This is a genomic window from Pigmentiphaga sp. CHJ604, assembly GCF_036972535.1.
GTDB classification, from domain to species: domain Bacteria; phylum Pseudomonadota; class Gammaproteobacteria; order Burkholderiales; family Burkholderiaceae_B; genus Pigmentiphaga; species Pigmentiphaga daeguensis.
Map to the genome: position 1 here is coordinate 621,457 of NZ_CP136998.1, position 25,062 is coordinate 646,518.

Below are 25,062 nucleotides of genomic sequence, written 5' to 3' on the forward strand. Positions count from 1 at the left end.
CGCTGGCAGCCAGCGAAGCACCGGCGCCACAGTCCAAGAAAGCGGCCCTAGACCCAGGATGCGGTGGATCCGGCTCCGCCGGTCCACCCGCATCGCCCCCTGGGGGGCGCGCGTCAGCGCGTAGGGGGGGTCAATATTGCCCGCGCGGCGCCAACCCCAGCGCCATCTGCCCGTACATCGTGCCCACCGCATCCCAGTTCATGCTGATGTGGCGGCCGACCGCGTTGATGTCGCGCCAGGCCCGCTGCACCGGGTTGTCCATCTGCAGGCCCGCGCCGCCGGTGGACGCGTTGAGGGCCTCGATCGCCCGCAGCGCCAGCGATACCGCGAACGACTGGCCGCGCCGGCAAACGATGCGGTCTTCCTCGGTCACGGCATGGCCGCCGCCGACCCTGGCGGTGACCCAGCGCAGGTCGCGCAGAAGGATCTCCCGTGCCGCGTCCGCGCTGGCGGCCGCTTCCGCCACGCGCAACTGGACCGTGGCGAACTCGGCCATCTTCTGATGCGCGCCGGCCACCGCGCCGCGGGTGACGCGGCCGCTGGTGACCGCTACGTACTCGTCGAGTGCCCCCTGCGCGGCACCTACCGCGACCGAGGCCAGGCACGAGGGAATGACGGTCAGCATGGGAATGCGGTAGCCGGGGACTTGCCGGTAATGCGCGGCCCCTGGAGTGTCGCCCGACGTGGTCTGGGCGAAGGTCAGCAGACGATGGGCGGGTACGTACACATCGTCGAGCACCAGTGTCTTGCTGCCTGTGCCCGCCAGCCCGACCACGTCCCATGTGTCGACGATGCGATAGTCCGTCGCGGGTACCAGCAGGAAGGCGGGCTCCAGGCGAGACGGATCGTCGGCGCACGGCACCATGGCGGCGCAGAGCGCCCACCGGGCGTTCTCACAGCCACTGGCAAAACTCCAGCTTCCGCTCAGCCGCAGGCCGCCTGGCGCCGGCTGCGCCCGGCTTGCCGGCGCATACGACCCGCATAGCAGCGCATCGGGATCGGCGCCCCAGACGTCGTGCTGCGCTTCGGCCGGAAAGCCCGCCAGCAGCCATTGATGCGCGGCCAGCAGGCCGCACACCCAGGCGGTCGATGCGCAGTGCTGTGCAAGGAGCAGATTGGCCTCGACCAGCGCTGCGAAGCTCTGCTCCGCGCCGCCGTATGCGGCCGGCTTGACCAGGTCGAAGAAGCCGGTGGCGCGCACCCGTTCCATGTGGGCAGCGGGTATGCGGCGCGCGGCCTCCACTTCTCGCGCAGCGGCGCGCAAGCCGGGAGCCAGCTCGCGCAATGCGGCGACGAGGGGCGGGGAGGGCGCGTCCGTGCCGCCGGGCGGCGACAGAATGGCGTGTTCCGCGAAACTGCTCATGATGGTCTCCGAGTTATGTGCATGAATGGCCGGCCTGCCGGCGCGCGGTGCGAGGGAGTGGAAATGCGCTAGCCCGACGCCATGGGGATCGAGCGGCAATAGGTCGCGTTCTGGTAAAGCAGCGGGGCACTGCGGTCTGACAGCTGTACGTCGTCGACCTCGCCGATGAAGACGGTATGCGTGCCGAACGGAACGGCGAGCTTCTTGACGCAGAAAATGCGGGCCTGCGCCGAGGCCAGGTGCTTGATGCCTTCTTCGGTTTCGGCCCAGTCGCCCAGGGCAAACCGTTCGCCGGGCGCGACCGCGCCGCTGAAGGCGGCGGAGAGGTCCTGGTGTTCCTGCGCCAATACGTTGACGCAGAACCGCTCGGTCGAGGACATGATGTGATGCAGCAGCGTGCGGTTATTGATGCAGACCAGCAGCGCCGCGGGATCGAGCGATACAGAGGTGACCGCGGTGGCGGTCATGCCGTGGCCGCGCTCGCGGTCGCCAGCGGTGATGATGGAGACGGTGGCGGCGATGCTGCGCATGGCCTGGCGAAACGCGACTTGCACGTCGCCGGAAGGCGTGGCGGCCATGTGTCTTCCTCCATGTTCTTCGTACTGTTTGAACAGTTTCACATACAACAATTGAAAATACAACTGTTGTAAAGTCCAAATCAGATAGGGGTTTTCTCTGCCCCGGTTCCTGAGCGCAGCCTTGACCATGTATCGATTGACCGATTCCTTTCCCTACTTGCTCAACCGCGTGGGCGTGCGCATAGGCGAGTTGTTCAGCAAGCGGCTCAAGCCTTATGACCTCACGCTGCCGATGTATCGCGTGCTGGTGTCGCTATGGGAAAGGGGCGACCAGAGACTGAACGAATTGGGCAAGGCGACCACGCTGGAGGTGTCGTCGCTGTCGCGGCTGATCGGCACCATGGAGGAGCGCGGCCTGGTGGTCCGGAACCGGCTGGAGGACAATGCGCGCGCCGTGGCGATCAATCTCACCGCGGAAGGAAGGCGGCTGGCGGAAGAACTGATTCCGCTGGCTGTCGAATTCGAGGAGGTGGCCATCCACAGTTTCGGCCGGAGCGAAGTGGCGCGGCTGAAGTCGGCCATGCTCGACATCTACGAACACCTGAACGCGCTCGATCCGCGGCTGCTGGAACCGGGCCGCAAGCGCAAATCCGGACACTGAGCGCTCCAGCCCGCCCATCCGTTGCCAATACGGCAACGGACAGGCCGTGAAAAGGCAAGGTTCGAGTACGCCAACTGGCACAAGGTATGCATGAGTCGGGCGTGGCCTGGAACGGGGCGCCCGCATGCACCATCAGTGGGCATCCCGCCGCTCGGAGCAGCGAGGCGGATTGCCTTCCGGGTCGCAACCTTATCGAAGGAACGATCCGACATGTCTATTTTCCGCTGGATTATCCGGGCCGCCGGCCTGGCCGCCCTGGCGTGCGCCTTGCCCGCCGCCGCGCAATCGCCCGCCAAGATCAGATTCATGCTGGACTGGAAGATCCAGGGCGTCCACGCCTGGTTCTATTGGGCCAAGGACAAGGGCTATTTCAAGGATGAGAACCTGGACGTGACCATCGACCAGGGCGACGGGTCGGCGGCGGCGGTGACACGGGTCATGTCCGGAGGCTACCAGGCGGGCGTGGGCGACGTGAACGCCATCATCCAGAATGCCGCGACCAAGCCCGGCGAGGCGCCTGTCATGGTTTACATGATCTACAACCAGGCGCCGTTTGCGCTGATTACCAAGGCCGACGGACCGATCAAGACGCTCAAGGACATCGAGGGCAAGACGCTGGGGTCGCCCGCCGGGGCGGCGGCGCTGAAGGTCTTCACCGCGCTCGCCAAGCGCAACGGCATCGACGAGAAGAAGGTGAGCTGGACCAACATGGCCCCGAACCTGCAGGAGCAGATGCTGCTGCGCGGGCAGGTGGATGCCTCGGCGGTATTCGCCGCCACCAGCTACATGAATCTGGTCGCGCAGCACGTGGATCCGGACAAGGACATCCGTTGGATTTTCTACAACGACAACGGCCTCGATCTGTACAGCAATGGCGTGCTGGTATCTCCCAAGCTGCTGGCCGAGCAACCGCGCGCGGTGGGCGGCCTGGTGAAGGCGGTCAACCGGGCGATGAAGGAATGCATCGCCGCAGCGGACGCCTGCATCGACAACCTGGCGCGCAACGAGCCGCTGATCGACAAGAGTATCGAGAAGCGCCGCATGTTGTACGTCCTCAAGCATTCCATCCTGACATCCGAGGTGGCCGAGATCGGATTGGGGGACGTGCGCGACGAGCGCATGGCGCGCGCCATCGACCAGATCGCCGACAGTTACGGCCTGCCGCGCAAGCCGTCGCCGGGCGAGGTGTTCAACCGGAGTTTCCTGCCGCCCAAGGCTGACCGCACGGCCAGGCTGCCGCTATGACGGCCGCGCAGGCGGCAACGGATGCCTGGGGCATCCGCAATGCGGCTCTCCCCGGGCGCGAAGGGCGGTGGCGCGTGATCGTGGCCGGGGGGCGCATTGCCGAGATCGCGCCCGAGGGCGACGGCGGCCGGTATGCCGACGCCTGGGACGCGGACGGACGGCTGCTCTCGACGGCCTTCGTCGACCCTCACGTCCATGTGGACAAGGCGCTGACCAGCGACCGCGTGGATGATGCCGTGGCCGCGTCCGACCTGGACGCGGCAATCCGGGCCGTGCGCCGCCTCAAGTCCGGCTTTACCGAGGAGGACGTCGCCGCCCGGGCGGCGGCGTCTCTGCGTATGGGGCTGGCGCACGGCACGACCGTGGCACGCACCAACTGCGAGGCTGACCGCCATGTCGGCTTGCGCGCCGTGGCCGGCGTGCGTGCGGCAGCCCGGGCGTTGGCGGGCGCGGTGGACGTGCAGGTCATCGCATTTCCCCAGGAAGGCTGGTTCGAGACCGCCGGCTCGGCCGAGGACGGCGCGGCGCCGTACATCGAGCAGGCCCTGGAGGCCGGCGTGCGCATCGTCGGCGGCAACGTCAACCGGGCGTTGTGGCCATCGGATCCCGAGCGCCAGGTGGACGAGAGCTTCGCGCTGGCCGCGCGCTACGACTGCGACATCGACTATCACCTCGACAACTGGGATACGCCCGAGTCGTTCACCCTGCCCTACGTGGCGCACAAGACCCTGGCGCAGGGATGGCAAGGCCGCGTGGCGGTGTCGCACATTGCCTCGCTGGCCGCGGTCGGCGATGCCGAGGCGGCCGACGCGATCGATGCGGTCAGGCGCGCCGAGGTGAGCGTTTGCGTACTGCCCACCCGCATGCGGCTCACGCGCGTGCTCGAACTGATGGAGGCCGGGGTCAACGTGGCCTGTGGCACCGACAACATGCGCGATCCGTTCGTGCGCTATGGCGATGCCGATCCGCTCAAGGCCATGCTGCTGCTCGCGCAGATCACGCGCCAGCTGCACAACGCCGGACTGGAGCGGATCTGGACGACCATGACCGGCAATGCGGCGCGCATGCTGCGATTGCGCGACTATGGCATGGCGCCTGGCTGTCATGCGGATCTGGTGTTGCTGGACGCGCATTGCGTGTCCGACGCGATATTGCGGCAGGCCGCCCGGCTTGCCGTGTTCAAGCGCGGCATGCAGGTGGCGGGACAGCTCCGCGTGGTCTGATCCGCGCCGGGTGGCGGGGCATCAGGCTTCGGCCGCCGCCAGCGTCTGCTGGATGTGTTCGACGAAGGCATGCGCGATCACCGGCAACTGGCGGTGCCGCAAACTCGCCAGCACCAGCTTGCCCCTGGGGAAATGCCGGTCCTCCAACTGCCGCGCGACCAGTTCCCCGCCTTCGGTGACCGCCCCGATGGCAATCTGGAAGGAAATGGCTTGCTGGTAGTAGAGGCAGCCGCGCAGGAATTCGAACGAGTTGCTTTCCACCATCGGGTGCAATTTGATCGAGCTGCGCGTCATGAAGCGCTCCAGCAACTGGCGGCCGCCTATGTCGCGATCGGGCAGTACGACGGGATAGTCGGCACAGTCGCGCAAGTAGACGCGAGGCTGCCCGGCCAGGGGATGGCTGCGGTGCATCAGCGCGACCAGGGGCTGGTCGAACTGCCTGATGGACTCGATGTCGGCCTCCGGCGCGAGGTTGAAGACCAGGGCCAGGTCAACGTCGAAAGCGCGCAGCGCCTCGAGCGCCTGCAGGTGGTCGCCGAAGGTGACCTCGAACGAGACCAGCTGATGGGCGGCGCGGAATGAGGACACCGCGCCGGGCAGGCAGACCGGCGCGAGCGCCTGGCTGGCGACGATCCGGACGGTGCCGCGGCGCTTTCCCTTCAATTCTTCGATTTGTGACCGGACGCCGTCGAGTTCGGCGCTCCGGCTGCGTATGTAGCGCACGAAAAGCTCGCCGGCGGTGGTCAGCCGCATGCCTCGGGGAAGGCGCTCGAAGATGGGCGTGCCCAATTCTTCCTCCAGATCCTGGATGCGGCGGTTGACGGCCGACGGCGCGACGTGGAGCCGCTCGGCAGCCTGGCGGATGGAGCCGACGCGAGCGACTTCGTCGACGTAGCGGAGAAAGCGCAGGTGATTCATGAGGGGAGGACCTGGAAGTGGGGAAGGGGTGGACGCACTGCTTCGTGGCCTGCGCCGCCCGATAGCGGGCATGCCGCTTCGGTTTGGTGCATGGGCCGGTACGTGTGCGAGGCGCATCGGCGGCGGCCGGCCCGCCGCCCCGTCGAGCGCGGCAGCCGTGCGGAAAGACCACCAGCCAGGGGCGGCGCGGGCGTGTTCCGCATCGTTGCCGATACGGCAACGGGTAGTCCGTCAAATGGCATTGAATTGGATCGCAGAATCAGGTGGACGGGTACGGTCATTGCATAGAGCAAATCATGTTCCGGGATTCGCCGGCATCCACGCATCGTCCAGACCATGACCGCACCGACTGTTCCCACCCATTCCTTCGGCCCCTCGCCGGACAACGCATGGACCCAGCGAGACGATTGCCTGAGTCTCGTCCGCCCGGCCCGCCCGTCCCGGCCGCTGCGCCTGCCGTCCGATGGACAGGCGCTGGAGTTCGATCTTGCTCGCTCCGCGTTGATCGTGATCGACATGCAGAATGACTTCTGCCATGCCGACGGCTGGTTCGGCCAGAAAGGCGTGGACGTCTCGCCCATGCGCGCACCCATCCCGGCCATCGCCGCGCTGTTGCCGGCATGGCGCGCCGCGGGCGGACGGGTGGTCTGGCTCAACTGGGGCGTGCGTGCCGATCGCCTCAATCTCAGCCCCACCATCCTTTTCAAAGGCAAGCGCAGCGCCGACGGCGTGGGCTATGCCGAGTGCTCGCCCGATGATCGCGGCCCCAGCGTGGTGGCCGGCGAATGGGGCGCGCGCGTCGTCGAGGAACTGCCGGTGGCGGCGGACGACGTGACCGTCTACAAGCATCGCCTTAGCGGCTTCTGGGACAACGAGCTGGACAGCCTGCTGCGCCAGCAGGGCATCACGACACTGTTCTACGCGGGCGTGAATACCGACCGCTGCGTGTTCTCCACGCTGCAGGATGCGGGGTTTCTGGGCTACGACAACATTCTCCTGGCCGATGCCTGCGGGTCGCCATCGCCTGATTACGTCACCCAGGCTATTCATTTCCTGGTCAGACAACTGCACGGCTTCGTCGCCAGCGCGCAAGACCTGGCTGGCGCGCTGGCAGCCAACGCTCCGCAATCGCCGGAGCTTCCCTCCACTCCTCGTTCTATAGGAATCGCTCCATGATCGATCATCTGAAACGGCTGGTTCGCGCCTCGGCCGGCGCCGCCGCGCTCGGACTGTGCCTGTCGGCGCTTCCCGCCCTGGCCGATGCCCAGCCCCGGATCAAGCTGACCTTGAACTGGAAGTACGAGGGGGCACAGGCCTGGTTCTTCCTGGCCCAGGAGCGCGGCTATTTCAAGGCCGAAGGACTGGATGTCCAGATCGACCAGGGCGAGGGGTCGGCAGCCGGCGTGCCCAAGGTCGCCGCCGGTACGTACACCGCGGCGTTCGGCGACATGAATGCGCTGATCGACTTTGCCGCGCGCCGGCCCGACGATGCGCCGGTGGCCGTCTACATGCTGTACAACGTCGCGCCGTTCACCGTGGTCGTGAAAAAAGACAGCCCCATCAAGACGCCCAAGGATTTCGAGGGCCGCACCCTGGGCGGGCCCGCCAGCGACGGCGCCCTGAAGCTGTTCCCCACGCTGGCGAAGACGGCGGGATTCGACCTGGCCAAGGTCAAGATCAACAACATGGCGCCCAACCTGCGCGAGCAGATGCTGTTGCGCGACCAGGTCGACGGCGTGTTCGGCTACGTGAACACCGTGTGGTTCGCCGCCAAGCTGAGCGGCATGGATCCCGAGAAGGACCTGCGCTTCATCAAGTACGCCGACTACGGCCTGGACCTGTACTCCAACACCATCATGTTCTCGCGCAAGTTCGCCAGGGAGAACCCCGAGGCGGTCAAGGGTTTCCTGCGCGCGCTCAACAAGGCCATCAAGGACGTCGTGGCCGATCCCGACGCCGGCATCGCCGCGGTGCTCAAGCGCGAACCGCTGCTCAAGGCCGAGCTGGAGAAAGAGAAGCTCCTGTCGACCATGAAGCGCGACATGAGCCACCCCGAGATTGCCAGGATCGGGCTCGGCGACGTGGACGATGCCCGCCTGAAGCGGGCCATCGATCTCGTGGTGCAGGCCAACCAGCTGGGCAGCACGCCCGCCGTATCAGCGGTGTTCGACCGCGGCTTTCTGCCGGTGCGCGCCGAGCGGCCCACGCATTTCTGAACCCCCGCACCGCCGGCGACGGCAGGCGCGGCGGGATCGAGTACTACCGCATTGAACGAGAGATAAGACATGGAATTGCAGCTGAAAGACAAAGTGGCCGTCATCACCGGCCCCGCCAAGGGCATGGGCCGGGCGATCACCCTTGCCTTCGCCCGTGAAGGGTGTGCGCTGGTGCTGGCCGGGCGGGATGTCGTCGCCATCGAGCCGGTCGCCGCCGAGGCGCGCGCGCTGGGCGTGCGCGCCAAGGTGATCCGGTGCGACCTGATCGACGCCGGCCAGACCGAGGCCCTGGGGCGGGAAGCCGAAGCGGCCTTCGGCCGGGTCGACATCCTGGTCAACGTGGCCGGCGGCTCGGGCCCGATCGGCAAGACGGGCTGGGAGACCACCGCCGAGGAGTTCGACGAGATCGTCGGCCTCAACATGAAAGGCTGCTTCAACACCATGCATGCCGTGCTGCCCGGCATGATCGCCCGGCGCTACGGCAAGATCGTCAACGTCGGCGGCACGTTCGGCATGCGCGGGCGCGCCGGTCGCATGGCGTACTCCGCCTCGAAATGGGGCCTGCGCGGCATTACCAAGAGCTTTGCCCTGGAGGCCGGCCCGCACAACGTCAACGTCAATTGCGTTGCCCCGGGCATGGTCGACGGCCCCCGCTTTCGCGAGAAGGTCTGCGCGGACATGGCGCGCAAGCACGGCATCCCGCTGGAAGAGGCCATGGCGCGCCATGCCGCCGACTATGCGCTGCGCCGCGTTTCCACCGACGAGGACGTGGCCATGGCCTGCCTCTTCCTTGCCAGCGACGCGTCGCGCCAGATCACCGGCGTCGATCTGCCGGTCGACGGCGGCTGGGCCGCACTGTAAGGAGAAGACACATGAGCCAGGTAGATCTCCTCATCCGGGGCGGCAGGGTCGTGTCGCCCGACCAGATCATCGAGGCGTCGGTCGCCATCGACGGCGGCCGGATCGTCGCCGTCGGCCATGACGACATGATGCCTTCCGCGCGCGAGACGCTGCAGGCCGACGGCCTGTACCTGTTGCCGGGCGCGATCGACAGCCACGTGCATTTTCGCGACCCGGGGTATCCCAACAAGGAAACCTGGAAGAGCGGGTCGGCCGCGGCGGCCTGCGGCGGCGTCACCACCGTGTTCGAGATGCCCAACACCAACCCCGCCACCGGCACGGTCGAGGCGCTGCGCATCAAGCAGAAGGCGGCGGAATCGTCCTATGTGGACTACGGCATCCATGGCCTCCTGGGCGACGACACCATAGACCGGCTGGAAGAATTGCTGGATGCGGGCGTGACCAGCTTCAAGGCCTTCGTCGGCAACACCTTCGGCAACTTGCCCGCGCCCACCGACGGCGCGCTGCTGGAGGGGTTCGAGAAACTGGCGCCCCTGGGCATACGCACGGTCGTGCATGCCGAGAACTCGTCCATCATGGCGCGCCGCCAGCAGCGCATGGAAGAGGCGGGACGCATCGACGCCATGGCCCATCTTGCCTCCCGTCCCGCCGTATGCGAGATCGAGGCCATCGGCCGGGTATTGACCCTGGCCGAATGGACCGGGGCCCGCGTGCACATCGCCCACCACAGTTCGCGCGATTCGCTGTTCCTGCTGCGCGACGCCAAGCGGCGCGGCGTGGACGTCACGGTCGAGACCTGCCCGCAGTACCTGCTGCTGAACATCGGCGACATGACGCGCCTGGGCGGCATCCTGCGCCTGAACCCGCCCATACGGGAAGCCCATCACAACCAGCCGCTGTGGGATGCCCTGGTGGAAGGCGTGATCGACATGATCGCCACCGACCACGCCCCGCACACGCCGGAAGAAAAAAGCCGGCCGAATATCTGGCAATGCGACTGCGGCTTTCCCGGCGTGGAAACGCAGATGCCGCTGATGCTGACCGAGATCAACCGCGGGCGGGCAAGCCTGATGGACTATGTGCGCTGGAGCTCGGTCAACCCGGCCAAGGCCTGGGGCCTGTATGGCACGAAAGGCGTGATCGCCGCCGGCGCGCATGCGGACATCGCCATCGTGGACCTGGCGCGCGAAGGCGTCCTGTCGGAAGGCAAGCTGCACAGCGTCAGCAAGATCTCGCCATGGAACGGCCGCGTCGTGAAGGGGTATCCGCTGCATACCCTGGTGCGCGGTCGCTTCGTCATGCGCGACGGCCGGCTGGTCGAGGAGGCCGCCGGGTGGGGACAGTCGGTCAAGGGCGTGCAGCGCATGCCGGCTTCCAGGCCCCGCAACGTCGAGAGCTACACGTCGAACATCCTGGAGACGCCGGCGGGTGTCCCGCCCACGGCGGCACCCCGCCGGGAGGCCGCATGACCGGGACAGCAGAAGCCGCGGGCCGCCGGGCGCAGGTCGTGGGCGTGCATCGCGTATCCTGCCGCGGGCCGGGCGACCTGTCCGGAGTCGGGACGCTGGTGGACACGGGCGAACTGGATCCGCGCCACGTCGTGGCGGTCATGGGCAAGACCGAAGGCAATGGCTGTGTCAACGACCACACGCGCGAGTATGCGGCGGTGAGCTGGTGCCATTTCCTCGCTCCCTACCTGGGCTGCACGCCGGCCGAGGTCGAATCGCGCGTGGCGCTTGTGATGTCGGGCGGGACCGAAGGCGTGTTGTCGCCGCATTTCACCGTATTCACGCGCCGTTTCGCCACGGCCGCGGACGCGCCGCCGGCGGGCAAGCGGCTGGTGGTGGGCGTTGCGCACACGCGCGATTTCGCGCCCGAGGAAATCGGCCGCGTGGCGCAGATCGACGCCACGGCCGAGGCCGTGAAGGCCGCCATGGCCGACGCCGGCATCGTGTCGGCGGCTGACGTGCATTTCGTGCAGGTCAAGTGTCCGCTATTGACCTCGGCCAAGGTGAACGATGCGTTGTCGCGCTCGGCAGATCCGGTCACGCGCGACACCTACGAGTCCATGGGCTACTCGCGTGGCGCCTCGGCGCTGGGCGTGGCGGTGGCGACCGGCGAGATCGCGCGCGAACGCGTCGGCGATGACTCGGTGCTGGACGACTGGTCGCTGTGGTCGGCCCGCGCATCGGTGTCGGCCGGCATCGAACTCGAAGGCAACGTGGTGATCGTCCTGGGCGAGGCCCAGGGCAGCCTGTCGCCCTATCGCATGGCGCACACGCTGATGCGGGACGCCGTGGACGCCGCGAGTGTGCGCGCCATGCTGCGCGAGTCCTTCGGCCTGGATCCCGACCGCGATGCCGAGGCGCTCGGCCAGCGGCTGGTGAACCTGCTCGCCAAGGCCGAGGCCAGTCCCGACGGCGGCGTGCGGGGGCAGCGCCACACCATGCTCAACGACTCCGACATCAACGCCACCCGCCATGCGCGCGCGGCGGTTGGCGGCGTGCTGGCATCGGTAGCCGGCCATACCGCGCTGTACGTGTCCGGCGGCGCCGAGCATCAAGGTCCACCCGGCGGCGGGCCGGTGGCCGCCATCCTGCGCATCGATGCGCCGTCTCTCCTCAGGGAATGACTCCATGACCCGATCCTTCATCGAACTGGCGGACGTGACGCTGCGCTACGGCGGCGGCACGCTGGCGCTGGACCACACCGACCTGGACATCGACCAGGGCGACTTCGTCGCGCTGGTCGGCCCCAGCGGCTGCGGCAAATCCACCATCCTGAAACTGGTGGCGGGGTTGCTCAATCCCAGTTCCGGCGGCGTCATCGTCGGCGGGCGCGAGGCCGGCGCCAAGGGCGGCGGACCGGTCGATCCGCATACGCCGCGCGTACGCATCGGCCTGGCGTTCCAGAACCCCACCATGCTGCCCTGGCTGACCATCCGCGAGAACGTCATGATCCCGCTCAAGATCGTCCAGCCGTTCCGCGCCGACTACGCCCGCAAGAAGCGGGGCGAGTTCGCCGAGCGGGCCGAGGCGCTGCTGGAACAGGTGGGCCTGAAAGGCTTCGGCGACAAGCGCCCATGGCAATTGTCCGGCGGCATGCTGCAGCGGGCGTCGCTGTGCCGCGCGCTGGTGCATGACCCGCAACTGCTGCTGCTGGACGAGCCGTTCGGCGCGCTGGACCAGTTCACCCGGGAAGAACTGTGGGCCATCATGCAGGAGCTGTGGATCGCCAAGCGGCCGACGGTGCTGCTGGTGACGCACGACCTACGCGAATCCGCCTACCTGGCCAATCGCATCTGCGTGATGAGCTCGCGCCCCGGCCGCATCCTCGAGGACCGGGAGGTCGGTTTCCCGCGCCCGCGCACGCTGGAGGATAGCTACGCGCCGGAATTCGCCACCCTGGTCCAGGAACTGCGCATGCGCATCGCCCATGCGCGCACGGAGAGCGATACCGCTCCCGCCGAGATCGAACCGCTCGCAAGGAGAGTCGCATGAGCGATGAGAAAAAGCCGCTGCTTTCGCCCAAGACGAAGCGCTACATCCTGTCCGTCCTGGCACTGGCCGGTTTCTTCCTGCTATGGGAGGTAATCTGCCTGGCAACGGGCGTGTCCGACCTGGTCCTGCCGCGCCCCAGCCAGATCGCCGCCGTGCTGGTGGAGAAGATGCCGCTGCTCTGGCCGCATACCGTGCAGACGCTGTACACGACCGTGACCGGGTTCGTGCTCGGCGTGCTGGTGGGCATCGTGCTGGGCATGATCATCGGCTCCTCGCGCCTGGCCTACGACGTGGCCTATCCGCTGCTGGTCGGCTTCTCCAGCATTCCCAAGGTGGCCGTGGTACCGATCTTCGTCGTCTGGTTCGGCGCCGGCACGATGCCCGCGATCCTGACCTCGCTCGTCATCAGCATCTTCCCGGTCGTGGTCAACGTGGCCACGGGCCTCGCCAATACCGAGCCCGAACTGGAGGACGTCCTGAAAGTGCTGGGTGCCAGCAAGCGCGACGTGCTCTGGAACGTAGGCCTGCCGCGCGCGCTGCCCTATCTGTTCGCATCCCTGAAGATCGCCATCACGCTTTCGTTCGTTGGCACCGTGCTGTCCGAGACCGTCGCCGCCAACAAGGGCATCGGCAACGTGATGATGATCGCAAGCGGCAACTTCGACGTGCCGCTGGTGTTCGCCGGCCTGTTCATCCTGGCGGTGCTGGGCGTCGCGTTGTATGCGGTCTCGGCCCTGATCGAAGTCAGGCTGACAGGGTGGGCGCAGCGCAAGAACGACATGGCCATGGCGTGATGCGGCCGGCGATCGGACATCTCATGAGCACCACGGCTGGAGTTGGGCGTCATTAACCGCCGGTTGCATGATCGAGGAAAAAGCCGCCTTGAGTTAAGGATGTGAGCGGGCTGTGCTTGCGGATGGAGCCTGGGTTCTCATTCCATATGGGACGTCCAGAGCTCGCATTTGTTGCGGCTGGGAGCTGATTGGCTATGATGGCTTGGGGACGATTTTTTTATTTTTCAGCTGGGTCTGGTTCTTTAAAAAATTGGTGGATTTAAAGAGGCCGATTTTCTCTTTTTAAAACAAGTGCTTATGTTTGGTGTGTTCCCCGCGGGAGCGGGGATGAACCGTACGAAGCTCCGGCCTCGGCGGACGCCGGTGGGTGTTCCCCGCGGGAGCGGGGATGAACCGGGCGTCATGTCCTCGTCGCCTTGCCACCGCTGGGTGTTCCCCCCGTGAGCGGGGATGAATCGGTCGGCTAGATGGGAAGCGTGGTGTAATCAAACACGCAACTGAGCGGCTTCGCGACACCAGAAGTGCCGCCAGCATCTGCGAGCCAAACGAAGTGAGCGGCGTAACGTGCCGAGCCGGCCTCCGTCTTGTCGGGAACTACAATATAAGTGCCTCGCAATGAATCCTGGAGGACGACCATGCGACCATCCGAAATTCTTGCATTGAAACGAAGCGCGGTACGCGAAGCGGCAGCTCGTTTCAAAACAGCGAATCCACGTGTCTTTGGTTCGGTTCTACACGGTACCGATCAGGACGGCAGCGATCTTGACATCTTGGTCGATGCTCTGCCCGGCGCTACATTGTTCGACCTCGGCGGCCTCCAGGACGAATTGGAAACGCTGCTTGGGGTGCATGTCGACTTGCTTACCCCGGGCGATTTGCCCATGAAATTTCGGGCCAAGGTTCTTGCGGAAGCCCAACCCGTATGAATCGCCTTTCTGACTATCTCGATCACATGCACCAAGCCGCCGTCAATGCGTGCGCCTTCACCGAGGGCATGTCCAAAGACGAGTTCCTGACGGACCGGCGGACGCAGCAGGCGGTTGTAATGAGCCTCATCATCATCGGAGAGGCTGTTACGAAAATCATAGATCACCATGCCAGCTTTGCCGCAGCCCATCCCGAGGTGCCTTGGCGCAATATGCGTGCGATGCGTAATCGCATGGCTCATGGCTACTTTGATATCGATCTCGGCATTGTGTGGGACACTGTGAAGCTGGCCTTGCCCACACTACTGCTGCAGCTAGGAAACCTGCGCGACGAAGCTGGCGGACAATGATTCAGAATACGGGAGCCAGGTCCGTTTGCACCGGTATTCCAAGTGGCAGCACAAAGCTCTCCTGCTCCGAACGCTAGCTCGCTGTTCTAAGTTTTTCTCTCTGCACGCGCTCAATCGCTTTAACTTCATTTGGTTGTCTGGGTACCCAGGTCAAATCCGGGTCATGCGGCCGAATAGCTCCGTATCTCTTCTTGAGCAGCCGTTTCGCACATCATCGTCGGTCCCCTGGCTTTTCGCATAGCCGCAAAGTCTCCGGAGGCGCCCGAGCGCGAAGTGCGATTGGCCTGCCGGGATTTGTTTCGATCTGGCAAGCTGCTTGGACGGATCATTCCCCTGATCGACGATGTGTTGGCCGCTGGTGGTATCCAGCCGCCCGAGGCCCCTCCTGAATCCGTACCTCCAGCCATTCCGAATCCAGATAGCGACGGCGACGTCGGGCATCGAGTCGCTGATGAGCTTTCTCGTGGTTGTCACCGAGAACGTCCCGCCAAGATTGCGGGGGAGATTGGCCATCTGGTTGCTCGAGGTCCGAGCCGGTGCCTATACCGGTGATGTATCGCGCCGTACACGGGAAATGATCTGGCAGCAGCTCGATTCAGGGTATGAGACGGCAACATCGTGATGGCTTGGGCCAGCAACAGCGAATCTGGCTATGACTTCCAGACGCTTGGGGCGAATCGCCGGGAACCGGTCGACTACGATGGGTTGAGGCTGGTTGCGTTTCTTCTGCCAGAGGGGTCAACTCTTTAACAGAAAAGTTGGTGGGTTTTTGGCATCCGATTTTTCCCTTTGAAAACAATCGGTTATGTTCGGACTGTTCCCCGCGTGAGCGGGGATGAACCGGCTCGATCTCGCAGCTGCGCGAGGTTCAGGCCCTGTTCCCCGCGTGAGCGGGGATGAACCGTTGCAGCCCGCGCCAGCGATCACCGGCTTGGCCTGTTCCCCGCGTGAGCGGGGATGAACCGCATTGCGGATGCCGGTTGGTGCCGCAGGCGCCCCTGTTCCCCGCGTGAGCGGGGGATGAACCATTCGAGATCAGCCGTCGAATGGGTTCGTTCGAATGCTCCCGCTCAGGCTGGGCATGAGTCCATGCCTCCTCACTGCCTGGCTACTCCACCAGCTTCGTCGGCAACAGCACCTCGAACGTGATCCCTTCCTCCGATTTGCCCGCCGTACCGCGCTGCGAGCTGAAGTAGAGCCGGGTGCCGTCGGGCGAAACGGCGGGGCCGGTGATCTCGCTGTCGTCGTGGCCGACCAGCCGCATCACGGCCTGCGACGTGCCGTCGTCGCGCAGCACGCCGATCTCCAGGTTGCCCGCGTCCTCGGCCACCAGCATTTCGCCGAAGGAGGTGATGGTGATGTTGTCCGGTTCGTCGATGCTGTGGGTGTCGGCCGGGCCCAGTTTGCCGTCGAAGATGACTTCGAGGGTGCGGTGGGCGGTGTCGTAGGCCCAGATGCGGCTGTTGCGGGACGTGACGAAGAATACGATGCCGTTGAAGAACCAGATGCCTTCGGCCTTCTGGAAGTAGTTGCCGGGGGGCAGGATGCCGCCCTTGCGCAGGGTGTCTCGGATGTTCTTCTGGCCCTGGTCGGGGAAGGCCACGGGCTCCCAGGTGACGGAGGCCGGCGTCTTGCCGAAGCCGATGAGGTCGGCGTAGGCGGCGTCGGAGGCGTCGGCGTCGCGGGGCAGGGCGTCGATGCGCAACACTTGCAGCTGGCCGGATTCGAACTTGACGGGGCGTGCGGCGCCGGTGGGCCAGTCGGTCGAGTCGCAGACGTAGCGGTAGATGCGTCCGCCGCTGGCATCCTCGGTCAGGTACAGCATGCGATTGGCCGGATCGACACAGACCGCTTCGTGCGCGTACTTGCCCAGGGCGGGCCAGGCGCGGGGCGGGTTGGCGTCGGACCAGGGGCGGTAGGGGTCGCATTCCCAGACCATGCCGGCGATCTGCTGGGTGAGTTCGAATTCCTCGCACGACAGCCAGGTGTTCCAGGGCGTGGGGCCGCCGGCGCAGTTGCCCGAGGTGCCTTTCAGGATGGGGTAGGCGTCGACGATTTTGCCGGTCTTGTCGAACTTGAGCGCGCTGACGCCGCCCAGCGGGGCGGTCATTTCGGCGTTGCTGACGTAGATCCAGCCGCCGTCGTCGGTGGCATAGCAGGCTCCGCCGTCGGGCGCGGCATGCCACAGGAAGCTGCCGCCGCTGACCGGGGCCTTGCCGCTGCGCGCGACGATGCGCGAGGAGAAGCCCTTGGGCAACATCACGCCGTTGGCGTCGGCGGGCTGGAGGGCGCTGAATTTGGCGAAGGGGTTGAACTTCTCGACCGGTGGTTCGGGGTCGACGGGGGGCTTGGGATCGACCGGCGCGGGGTTGGCGGAAGCGTCGTCGCCGTCGCCGCCACAGGCGGCCAGGAAGCCCGTCAGGCTGACCGCGCCGGCGGTGCGGAAGGTCTTGAGCAGGAAGGCGCGACGCAGGGAGAAGTCCAGTGGGATGACGGGGTAGGTATGTTCGCTCATCGTTGTCGGGGTGCGGATGGGGGGGATGCTCGGGTGTGGAGCGCTGCCATCCTGCGTGCCTCGCGTTACAGGGTGTTGACGCCATCGGGGCGGCCCGGCGCGTTTACACTTTCATGCTTCGGTACCGAGGGTTTTTTTCATGGACACCACAGCGCTTGCTCTTGGCCGGGTCGCAGTTTTCTGCGGCTCGAATTTCGGTTTTTCGGACGAGTACGCGCAGGCCGCGCGGCGACTGGGCGCGCAGATCGCCGCCCGGGGCCTGACGCTGGTCTACGGCGGCACCCACAAGGGCCTGATGGGCATCATGGCCGACACGGTGCTGGAGGCGGGCGGACAGGCGGTGGGCGTCATCAATCGCCGGCTGCACGACCGCGGCCATCTGCATCCGGGGTTGACCTCGCACGAGATCGTGGCGGACATGCGGGCGCGCAAGGCGCGCATGGCGGACCTGGCGGACGCCTTCATCGCGATGCCCGGCGGGCTGGGGACCTACGAGGAGCTGTTCGAGGCGGCCACGCTGACGCAGCTGGGGGACCACACCAAGGCGTGCGGCGTGCTGAACGTGCGCGGCTTCTACGAGCCCATGCGGGCCATGCTGACGCACGCGGTGCAGGAGGGTTTCATGAAGGCCGAGCACCGCGACATGATCGTGATCGAGGCCGACCCGGGCGCGCTGCTCGATGGGCTGGCGGCCTGGAAGGCGCCGACCGTCACGAAGTGGATCGGCGATCCCGACCCCGCTCCCGCCGCCTGAACCGGACAGCCATTTGATTAAACTGAGGCGCCTGGCCGGTTTTTTTCCTTCATCCGGGGCCCGTCAGGGCCCCAATCCTTCGCAGACCACCATGACAAGAATCCGCATACGCGCCGCCGAATACGAGTTCATCGCCGAGACCAATCCGGATGCTCCCGAGACCGTGGCCGCCTTCCTGAAGTTGCTGCCCTACAAGCAGAAGATCATCCACGTGCGCTGGAGCGGCGAGGGCTGCTGGATTCCGCTGGGCGAGTTCAAGCTGGGCGTGGGGTTCGAGAACCACACCAGCCATCCCTCGGTGGGGGACATCCTGTTCTATCCGGGCGGCTACAGCGAGACCGAAATCATCCTGGCCTATGGCAGCTGCATGTTCGCCAGCAAGATGGGCCAACTGGCCGGCAACCATTTCCTGACGGTGGTCGAGGGCAAGGAAAACCTGCGCGCGCTGGGCGTGAAGACGCTGTGGGAAGGCGCGCAGGATATCGTTTTCGAACTGGCGTAAGGGCGGGCCTCCGGCGGCGGGGACGCCGCGCGGAGGCCGCAGCCGCGGCTATCGCAGGAACAGCTTGTAGGCCGGGTTCTCGGACTCGTCCCAGTGCCGATAGCCCAATTCCGCCAGGAAGGCCGCGAATTCCTTCTTGTCGGACGGCGGCACCTGCAGGCCGACCACGATCTGCCCGTAGTCGCCGCCCTGGTTGCGGTAGTGGAACAGGCTGATGTTCCAGTTGGGCGACATGGAGTTCAGGAAGCGCATCAACGCGCCGGGCCGCTCGGGGAATTCGAAGCGGTACAGCAGTTCGTGATTGGCCTGCGGGCCGCTGCCGCCGATCATGTGGCGCAGGTGGGTCTTGGCCAGCTCGTCGTGAGTGAGGTCGATGGCGGTGAAGCCGTTGCGCCGGAAGTTGGCGGCGATCTTGGTGGATTCGCCGGCCGACTCGGTCTGCAGGCCCACGAAGACGTGGGCTTGTTCGGAATCGGCCATCCGGTAGTTGAACTCGGTCACGTTGCGGTTGCCGACCAGTTCGCAGAAGCGGCGGAAGCTGCCGCGTTCCTCGGGCATGGTGACCGCGAACACGGCTTCGCGCGACTCGCCCACGTCGGCTCGGTCGGCCACGAAGCGCAGCCGGTCGAAGTTCATGTTGGCGCCGCAGGCGATGGCCACCAGGGTCTTGCCCTTCAGGCGGTGCTGGGCGGCGTATTTCTTGAGGCCGGCCAGGGCCAGCGCGCCGGCGGGCTCCAGCACGTTGCGGGTTTCCTCGAACACGTCCTTGATCGCCGCGCAGATGGCGTCGGTGTCGACCACGACGAAGTCGTCCACGTATTTGCGGGTAAGGCGGTAGGTTTCCTCGCCCACGAGCTTGACGGCGGTGCCGTCGGAGAAGAGGCCGACGTCGGGCAGGGTGACGCGGCGGCCTTTCTTCACGCTCTGGACCATGGCGTCGGAGTCTTCGGTCTGCACGCCGATGATGCGGATCTCGGGGCGCAACTGCTTGACGTAGGCGGCCACGCCGGAAATCAGGCCGCCGCCGCCGATGGCGACGAAGATGGCGTCGATGGGGCCGGGGTGCTGGCGCAGGATCTCCATGCCTATGGTGCCCTGGCCGGCGATGACGTCGGGGTCGTCGAAGGGGTGGACGAAGGTGAGTTTTTCCTTCGCCTCCAGTTGCTTGGCGTGGTTGTAGGCGTCGGTGAAGCTTTCGCCGTGCAGGACGACTTCGGCGTTGCGCGCCTTGACCGCGTCGATCTTGAGCTGGGGCGTGGTGACCGGCATGACGATGACGGCCCGGCAGCCCATGCGCTGGGCGGCCAGCGCCACGCCCTGGGCATGGTTGCCCGCGGAGGCGGCGATGACGCCGCGTTCCAGCGCCTTGGGCGGCAGATTGGCCATCTTGTTGTAGGCACCCCGCAGCTTGAAGCTGAAGACGGGCTGGGTGTCTTCCCTCTTGAGCAGCACCGTGTTCGCAATTCGCGCCGAAATCTGGGGAGCCGCGTCGAGGGAGGACTCGATAGCGACGTCATAGACTTTGGCGGTGAGTATGCGCTTGAGATAGTCGGTGGCCATGATGCTGCGTCAGGGGTTGGTGGAAAAAGCGTAATCCTTAAGTTTGACACAGATGGCTCAAGAGGCGCTTCGCCACCTGGAAAGAGCCAGGGGGTGGGCTAAACTCCTCGCCATGCATCAATGGCTGGAATCCTCCGTTCACTGGCTGCTCCACGCTCTGGCTTTGCCCGAGGTGGGGCTGTCGGCCGTTTTCCTGGTCAGCCTGGTGTCGGCCACGCTGCTGCCCATGGGGTCCGAGCCGGCGGTGTTCGGCTATGTGAAGCTGGCGCCGCCGATGTTCTGGGTGGCGGTGCTGGTGGCGACGGCGGGCAATACCGTGGGGGGGATGATCAGCTACTGGATGGGGGTGGGAGCCAAGCGGGCGGTGGAGCGCATCAAGGCGCGGCGCGAGGCCCGGCATCCTCACGAACACGAGGCGGAACCGGACGACGGCGAGGCGCACGCGCCCACGCGGAAGGATCGCTGGCATGCCTATGCCCACGCGTGGATAAAGCGGTTTGGCGCCAAGACGCTGCTGCTGTCGTGGGTGCCCCTGGTGGGGGATCCGCTGTGCGCGGTGGCGGGGTGGCTGCGGCTGGATTTCCGGGCCTGCGTGGTCTACATGGCCATCGGCAAGTTCGGGCGCTACGCCACGATGACCGCCGCGCTGCTGTGGGTGTTCCCCGACAAGTAGCAAGAAAAGGATCTGGAACATGACGACGCGGGTCTACGGACTGAACAATTGCGATACCTGCCGCAAGGCGCGTAAATGGCTGGCCGCCCAGGGGCTGGAGGCCGATTTCGTCGATTACCGGGAGCATCCGGTGGGCGCGGCCACGCTGAAGGACTGGGCGGCCCAGGTAGGGGGCTGGGAGAAGCTGGTGAACCGGTCGTCCACGACCTGGCGCAACCTGCCGGAGGACCGCAAGCAGCCCGCCGGCGAGGCGCAGTGGCTGGCGCTGGTGGCCGAGCATCCGACGCTGGTGAAGCGGCCGGTGCTGGTGACGGCGGACGGCGTGGCCAGCGTGGGGTTCTCGGAGACGGGCTGGGCGCGGCGCCTGGGCGTGGCTTCCTAGGCGCCCCGGCGGGGCGAATGTCCCCGCGTTGGATGCATTTCCCGCCAGATATGACCCTTTTAGCGGGTCGGAAAAGGCGGGCGGCTCCAGCGGGAGGGTGGGGCAATCGGCTAGAATGGTCGGCTACCCTCGGGATGAAGTACAGCCCCCACCATGAACGCCCCTCTGCCCATCGCCCTCGCTCCTGCGCACGCACCGACCCGCCTGCGGGAGATTCCGTACAACTACACGTCGTTTTCCGACCGGGAAATCGTGCAGCGGCTGCTGGGCTCGCAGGCTTGGGACATGCTGTGCGACCTGCGCGGCGAGCGCCGCACCGGCCGGTCGGCGCGCATGCTGTACGAAGTGCTGGGCGACATCTGGGTGGTGCGCCGCAATCCCTATCTGCAGGACGACCTGCTGGACAACCCCAAGCGCCGCGGCCTGCTGGTCGAGGCGCTGAACCACCGGCTGCGCGAGGTCGAGCGCCGGCGCGAGCCCGACGACGCGGAACGCGACGGCAAGGTGGGGCGGCTGCTGGACATGGCGCGCAGCGCCGTGCGGGCATTCGAGCAGGAGTTCAACGAGACCGCCGAACTGCGCCGCCGCGTGCAGAAGGTGCTGGGCCGCGCGACGGCGCGCGACAACATCAAGTTCGACGGGCTGTCCCGTGTCTCGCATGTCACCGACGCCACCGACTGGCGCGTGGAATTCCCGTTCGTGGTGCTGACGCCGGACAGCGAGGACGAGATCGCCGCGCTGGTGCGCGGCTGTATCGAGCTGGGCCTGACCATCATCCCGCGCGGGGGCGGCACGGGCTATACCGGCGGCGCGGTGCCGCTGACGTGGAAGTCCGCCGTCATCAACACTGAAAAGCTCGAGACCCTGGGCGACGTCACCGTCGGGCCGCTGCCCGGCGTGGACCGCGAAGTCGCGACGGTGTTCACCGGCGCCGGCGTGGTGACCAAGCGGGTGGCCGACGCGGCCGACAAGGCCGGCTACGTGTTCGCGGTGGACCCCACCTCGGCCGAGGCTTCCTGCGTGGGCGGCAACGTCGCCATGAACGCGGGCGGAAAGAAGGCGGTGCTGTGGGGCACGGCGCTGGACAACCTGGCCTGGTGGCGCATGGTCGACCCCGAGGGCAACTGGCTGGAGGTCACGCGTCTCGAGCACAACCTGGGCAAGATCCACGACGTGCCGGTGGCCCGGTTCGAGCTCAAGTGGTTCGACGGGATGGGCAAGCCGGGAGAGCGCCTGCTGCGCGCCGAGACGCTCGAGATCAATGGCCGGGTCTTTCGCAAGGAAGGTCTGGGCAAGGACGTCACCGACAAGTTCCTGGCCGGCCTGCCGGGCGTGCAGAAGGAAGGTACCGACGGTCTGATCACCTCGGCGCGCTGGGTGCTGCACCGCATGCCCAAGCACGTGCGCACGGTCTGCATGGAGTTCTTCGGGCAGGCGCGCGATGCGATTCCGTCCATCGTCGAAGTCAAGGCCTACCTGGATGGCGAGGGGCGCGCGCGCGGAGCGATCCTGGCTGGCCTGGAGCACCTGGACGAGCGCTACCTGCGCGCGGTGGGCTATGCCACCAAGAGCAAGCGCGGCACGCTGCCCAAGATGGTGCTGATCGGCGACATCGTCGGCGACGACGAGGATGCGGTGGCCGTTGCCGCCAGCGAGGTCGTGCGGCTGGCCAACACCCGCCATGGCGAAGGCTTCGTGGCGGTCAGCGCCGAGGCCCGCAAGAAATTCTGGCTCGACCGTTCGCGCACGGCCGCCATCGCGCGCCACACCAACGCCTTCAAGATCAACGAAGACGTGGTGATCCCGCTGCCGCGCATGGGCGAGTACACGGACGAGATCGAGCGCATCAACATCGAGCTGTCGACCCGCAACAAGCTGCGGCTGATCGACCGGCTGGCCGAGTTCTTCGACGGCGAGCTGCCGGTGGGCAAGAGCGAGGACGGCGAGGGCGAGAAGCTGTCGCGCGAGGAGATCCTGGGCGACCGCGCCGTGCAGGCGCTGGAACTGCTGGAGTCGGTGCGCGAGCGCTGGAACTGGATCCTGCGCAGCATGGACCTGCCGCTGGCCGACACGCTGGGCGAGTTCGCCCGCATCGGGCTGGGGCAGCTGCTGCCGGCCTTGCAGGAGCGGCTGCAGGTGCAGCCCACGGCCCGCGTGTTCGACGTGGTGCAGGACCGCACGGTGCGCGTGTCCTGGAAGGCGGAGCTGAAGGCGCCGCTGTCGCGCATCTTCTCCGGCCAGGCCTGCGCGCCCATCCTGGTCCGGGCCCAGGAGATCCACGACAAGGAGCTCAAGGGCCGGGTGTTCGTCGCGCTGCACATGCACGCGGGCGACGGCAACGTGCACACCAACATCCCCGTCAACTCCGACAACTACGAGATGCTGCAGGAGGCCAACGAGGCCGTCGCGCGCATCATGGACGTCGCGCGCAGCCTGGACGGGGTGATCTCGGGCGAGCACGGCATCGGCATCACCAAGTACGAGTTTCTGTCCGAGGCCGAGCTGGCGCCGTTCCAGGACTACAAGCGCCGCATCGACCCGCACAACCGCTTCAACGCCGGCAAGCTGATGCCCGGCGGCGACCTGCGCCATGCCTATACCCCCAGCTTCAACCTGCTGGGCCACGAGTCGCTGATCATGCAGCAGAGCGACATCGGCGCCATTTCGCACGCCATCAAGGACTGCCTGCGCTGCGGCAAGTGCAAGCCCGTGTGCGCCACCCACGTGCCGCGCGCCAACCTGCTCTATTCTCCGCGCAACAAGATCCTGGCGACCTCGCTGCTGGTCGAGGCCTTCCTGTACGAAGAGCAGACGCGCCGCGGCATCAGCATCAAGCACTGGGAAGAGTTCGAGGACGTGGCCGACCACTGCACGGTGTGCCACAAGTGCGAGAAGCCCTGTCCGGTGGACATCGACTTCGGCGACGTGTCCATGAACATGCGCAGCCTGCTGCGCCGCATGGGCCGCAAGTCGTTCAACCCGGGCACGGCCGCGGCGATGTTCTTCCTGAACGCCAAGGATCCGCGCACCATCAATGCCACGCGCAAGGCCATGGTCGACGTCGGCTACAAGGCCCAGCGGCTGGCCCACGACGTGCTGGCCAAGTTCGCGCGCAAGCAGACCGAGCATCCGCCGGCCACGGTGGGCAAGCCGCCCATGCGGGAACAGGTGGTGCACTTCGTCAACAAGAAGATGCCCGGCAACCTGCCCAAGCAGGGCGCGCGCAAGCTGCTGGACATCGAGGACGCCAAGTACATCCCCATCATCCGCAACCCGCGCGCCACCTCGGCCGACACCGAGGCGGTGTTCTATTTCCCGGGCTGCGGTTCCGAGCGACTGTTCTCGCAGGTGGGCCTGGCGACCCAGGCCATGCTGTGGCATGCCGGCGTGCAGACCGTGCTGCCGCCGGGCTACCTGTGCTGCGGCTACCCGCAGCGCGGCAACGGCATGGACGACAAGGCGCAGAAGATCATCACCGACAACCGGGTGCTGTTCCACCGGATGTCGAACACGCTCAACTACCTCGACATCAAGACCGTGGTGGTCAGCTGCGGGACGTGCTACGACCAGCTGGCCGGCTACGAGTTCGAGAAGATCTTCCCGGGCTGCCGCCTGATCGACATCCACGAATACCTGCTGGAGAAGGGCGTCAAGCTCGAGGGCGTGACCGGCGCGCGGTACATGTACCATGATCCCTGCCACACGCCCATGAAGCTCCAGGATCCGATGAAGACGGTCCGGGCGCTGGTGGGCGAGGGCGTGGACAAGAGCGACCGCTGCTGCGGCGAGTCCGGAACGCTGGCGGTGACGCGTCCCGACATCTCCACGCAGATCCGTTTCCGCAAGGAGGAGGAGCTGCGCAAGGGGGCCGACAAGCTGCGGGCCGACGGCTTCCAGGGCGACGTCAAGGTGCTGACCTCCTGTCCGTCGTGCCTGCAAGGGCTCAGTCGCTACAACGACGACGCGAACCTGGACGCCGACTACATCGTCGTCGAGATCGCCCGTCACGTGCTGGGGCAGCAATGGATGGAGGATTACGTCAGGCGGGCCAACGACGGCGGTATCGAACGGGTCCTGCTGTAGGCGCGGCCTTGGGAACGG

Annotated in this window: 22 protein-coding genes, 1 pseudogene and 1 CRISPR repeat array; of the genes and pseudogenes, 18 read left to right on the forward strand and 5 right to left on the reverse strand. The window is 66.4% G+C overall.

The window, feature by feature from the left end; genetic code table 11:
- Positions 1–130: 130 nt before the first annotated feature.
- On the reverse strand, positions 131–1,363 hold the full coding sequence (locus R4823_RS03140; RefSeq protein WP_087841558.1) for an acyl-CoA dehydrogenase family protein: 1,233 nt from the start codon (positions 1,361–1,363) through the stop codon (positions 131–133).
- Positions 1,364–1,431: 68 nt separating this feature from the next.
- Positions 1,432–1,941: a flavin reductase family protein gene (locus R4823_RS03145; RefSeq protein ID WP_243724384.1), complete on the reverse strand. Its 510-nt coding sequence runs from the start codon at positions 1,939–1,941 to the stop codon at positions 1,432–1,434.
- A 127-nt stretch (positions 1,942–2,068) separates the two neighbouring features.
- Here R4823_RS03145 and R4823_RS03150 point away from each other — a divergent pair, with 127 nt between their 5' ends.
- From R4823_RS03150 to R4823_RS03160, 3 genes are all read left to right on the forward strand, one after another.
- On the forward strand, positions 2,069–2,542 hold the full coding sequence (locus R4823_RS03150; RefSeq protein WP_087841601.1) for a MarR family transcriptional regulator: 474 nt from the start codon (positions 2,069–2,071) through the stop codon (positions 2,540–2,542).
- 210 nt (positions 2,543–2,752) lie between these two features.
- Positions 2,753–3,787 carry an ABC transporter substrate-binding protein gene (locus tag R4823_RS03155; protein ID WP_132979116.1) on the forward strand — a complete coding sequence of 345 codons (1,035 nt, stop codon included), beginning with the start codon at positions 2,753–2,755 and terminating at the stop codon, positions 3,785–3,787.
- The gene (locus tag R4823_RS03160) at positions 3,784–5,010 is read left to right on the forward strand and encodes an amidohydrolase family protein (protein WP_279814656.1); all 1,227 of its coding nucleotides are present in this window, start codon (positions 3,784–3,786) and stop codon (positions 5,008–5,010) included. Before R4823_RS03155 ends, R4823_RS03160 begins: the two co-directional genes overlap by 4 nt.
- A 21-nt stretch (positions 5,011–5,031) precedes the next feature.
- On the opposite strand, the gene R4823_RS03165 is transcribed toward R4823_RS03160, so the two are convergent.
- The gene (locus tag R4823_RS03165) at positions 5,032–5,928 is read right to left on the reverse strand and encodes a LysR family transcriptional regulator (RefSeq protein WP_338617378.1); all 897 of its coding nucleotides are present in this window, start codon (positions 5,926–5,928) and stop codon (positions 5,032–5,034) included.
- Between the two features lie 336 nt (positions 5,929–6,264).
- Here R4823_RS03165 and R4823_RS03170 point away from each other — a divergent pair, with 336 nt between their 5' ends.
- The 10 genes and pseudogenes from R4823_RS03170 to cas2e all read left to right on the forward strand — a co-directional run bounded on the left by R4823_RS03170 (position 6,265) and on the right by cas2e (position 15,325).
- The gene (locus R4823_RS03170; RefSeq protein ID WP_279814658.1) at positions 6,265–7,104 is read left to right on the forward strand and encodes an isochorismatase family cysteine hydrolase; all 840 of its coding nucleotides are present in this window, start codon (positions 6,265–6,267) and stop codon (positions 7,102–7,104) included.
- Positions 7,101–8,144, forward strand: coding sequence for an ABC transporter substrate-binding protein (locus tag R4823_RS03175; RefSeq protein ID WP_338617379.1), 1,044 nt, complete (start codon positions 7,101–7,103; stop codon positions 8,142–8,144). The genes R4823_RS03170 and R4823_RS03175 overlap by 4 nt, the downstream gene beginning before the upstream one ends.
- Before the next feature lie 69 nt (positions 8,145–8,213).
- The gene (locus tag R4823_RS03180) at positions 8,214–9,005 is read left to right on the forward strand and encodes an SDR family NAD(P)-dependent oxidoreductase (RefSeq protein ID WP_087841564.1); all 792 of its coding nucleotides are present in this window, start codon (positions 8,214–8,216) and stop codon (positions 9,003–9,005) included.
- Between the two features lie 11 nt (positions 9,006–9,016).
- The gene (gene allB / locus R4823_RS03185) at positions 9,017–10,474 is read left to right on the forward strand and encodes an allantoinase AllB (protein ID WP_338617381.1); all 1,458 of its coding nucleotides are present in this window, start codon (positions 9,017–9,019) and stop codon (positions 10,472–10,474) included.
- Positions 10,471–11,637 (forward strand): ring-opening amidohydrolase, encoded by a 1,167-nt coding sequence (locus R4823_RS03190; protein ID WP_338617383.1) that lies wholly within the window; start codon positions 10,471–10,473, stop codon positions 11,635–11,637. The genes allB and R4823_RS03190 overlap by 4 nt, the downstream gene beginning before the upstream one ends.
- Before the next feature lie 4 nt (positions 11,638–11,641).
- Positions 11,642–12,505 carry an ABC transporter ATP-binding protein gene (locus R4823_RS03195; RefSeq protein WP_087841567.1) on the forward strand — a complete coding sequence of 288 codons (864 nt, stop codon included), beginning with the start codon at positions 11,642–11,644 and terminating at the stop codon, positions 12,503–12,505.
- Positions 12,502–13,299 carry an ABC transporter permease gene (locus R4823_RS03200; RefSeq protein ID WP_087841568.1) on the forward strand — a complete coding sequence of 266 codons (798 nt, stop codon included), beginning with the start codon at positions 12,502–12,504 and terminating at the stop codon, positions 13,297–13,299. Before R4823_RS03195 ends, R4823_RS03200 begins: the two co-directional genes overlap by 4 nt.
- Positions 13,300–13,934: 635 nt before the next feature.
- A complete protein-coding gene (locus R4823_RS03205; RefSeq protein WP_087780757.1) occupies positions 13,935–14,225 on the forward strand; it encodes a nucleotidyltransferase family protein in 291 nt (96 codons plus the stop codon).
- A complete protein-coding gene (locus tag R4823_RS03210) occupies positions 14,222–14,575 on the forward strand; it encodes a DUF86 domain-containing protein (RefSeq protein WP_338617386.1) in 354 nt (117 codons plus the stop codon). The genes R4823_RS03205 and R4823_RS03210 overlap by 4 nt, the downstream gene beginning before the upstream one ends.
- Before the next feature lie 451 nt (positions 14,576–15,026).
- Positions 15,027–15,325: pseudogene (gene cas2e, locus R4823_RS03215) on the forward strand (type I-E CRISPR-associated endoribonuclease Cas2e).
- Between the two features lie 63 nt (positions 15,326–15,388).
- Positions 15,389–15,602: direct repeats of the CRISPR family, unit length 30 nt; unit sequence CCTGTTCCCCGCGTGAGCGGGGATGAACCG.
- 81 nt (positions 15,603–15,683) lie between these two features.
- Here the strand turns inward: cas2e and R4823_RS03220 are convergent.
- Positions 15,684–17,090 carry an alkaline phosphatase PhoX gene (locus tag R4823_RS03220; protein ID WP_087841571.1) on the reverse strand — a complete coding sequence of 469 codons (1,407 nt, stop codon included), beginning with the start codon at positions 17,088–17,090 and terminating at the stop codon, positions 15,684–15,686.
- Positions 17,091–17,229: 139 nt separating this feature from the next.
- Between R4823_RS03220 and R4823_RS03225 the strand changes: the two genes are divergently transcribed.
- Together R4823_RS03225 and R4823_RS03230 are read left to right on the forward strand one after the other, a co-directional pair.
- Entirely contained in the window at positions 17,230–17,844 is a 615-nt protein-coding gene (locus R4823_RS03225; protein WP_338617388.1) for a TIGR00730 family Rossman fold protein, read from the forward strand.
- A 91-nt stretch (positions 17,845–17,935) separates the two neighbouring features.
- Positions 17,936–18,346 carry a DUF3830 family protein gene (locus R4823_RS03230; protein ID WP_087841573.1) on the forward strand — a complete coding sequence of 137 codons (411 nt, stop codon included), beginning with the start codon at positions 17,936–17,938 and terminating at the stop codon, positions 18,344–18,346.
- 48 nt (positions 18,347–18,394) lie between these two features.
- Here the strand turns inward: R4823_RS03230 and ilvA are convergent, their stop codons facing one another.
- Complete coding sequence (gene ilvA, locus R4823_RS03235; protein ID WP_087841574.1) at positions 18,395–19,906, reverse strand: threonine ammonia-lyase, biosynthetic; 1,512 nt, start codon at positions 19,904–19,906, stop codon at positions 18,395–18,397.
- Positions 19,907–20,018: 112 nt separating this feature from the next.
- Between ilvA and R4823_RS03240 the strand changes: the two genes are divergently transcribed.
- The 3 genes from R4823_RS03240 (at position 20,019) to R4823_RS03250 (ending at position 25,044) form a co-directional block, all read left to right on the forward strand.
- The gene (locus R4823_RS03240; RefSeq protein ID WP_338617390.1) at positions 20,019–20,579 is read left to right on the forward strand and encodes a YqaA family protein; all 561 of its coding nucleotides are present in this window, start codon (positions 20,019–20,021) and stop codon (positions 20,577–20,579) included.
- 19 nt (positions 20,580–20,598) lie between these two features.
- Entirely contained in the window at positions 20,599–20,961 is a 363-nt protein-coding gene (locus R4823_RS03245; RefSeq protein WP_087841576.1) for an arsenate reductase, read from the forward strand.
- 153 nt (positions 20,962–21,114) lie between these two features.
- A complete protein-coding gene (locus R4823_RS03250) occupies positions 21,115–25,044 on the forward strand; it encodes an FAD/FMN-binding oxidoreductase (RefSeq protein WP_132979112.1) in 3,930 nt (1,309 codons plus the stop codon).
- Positions 25,045–25,062 lie beyond the last annotated feature (18 nt).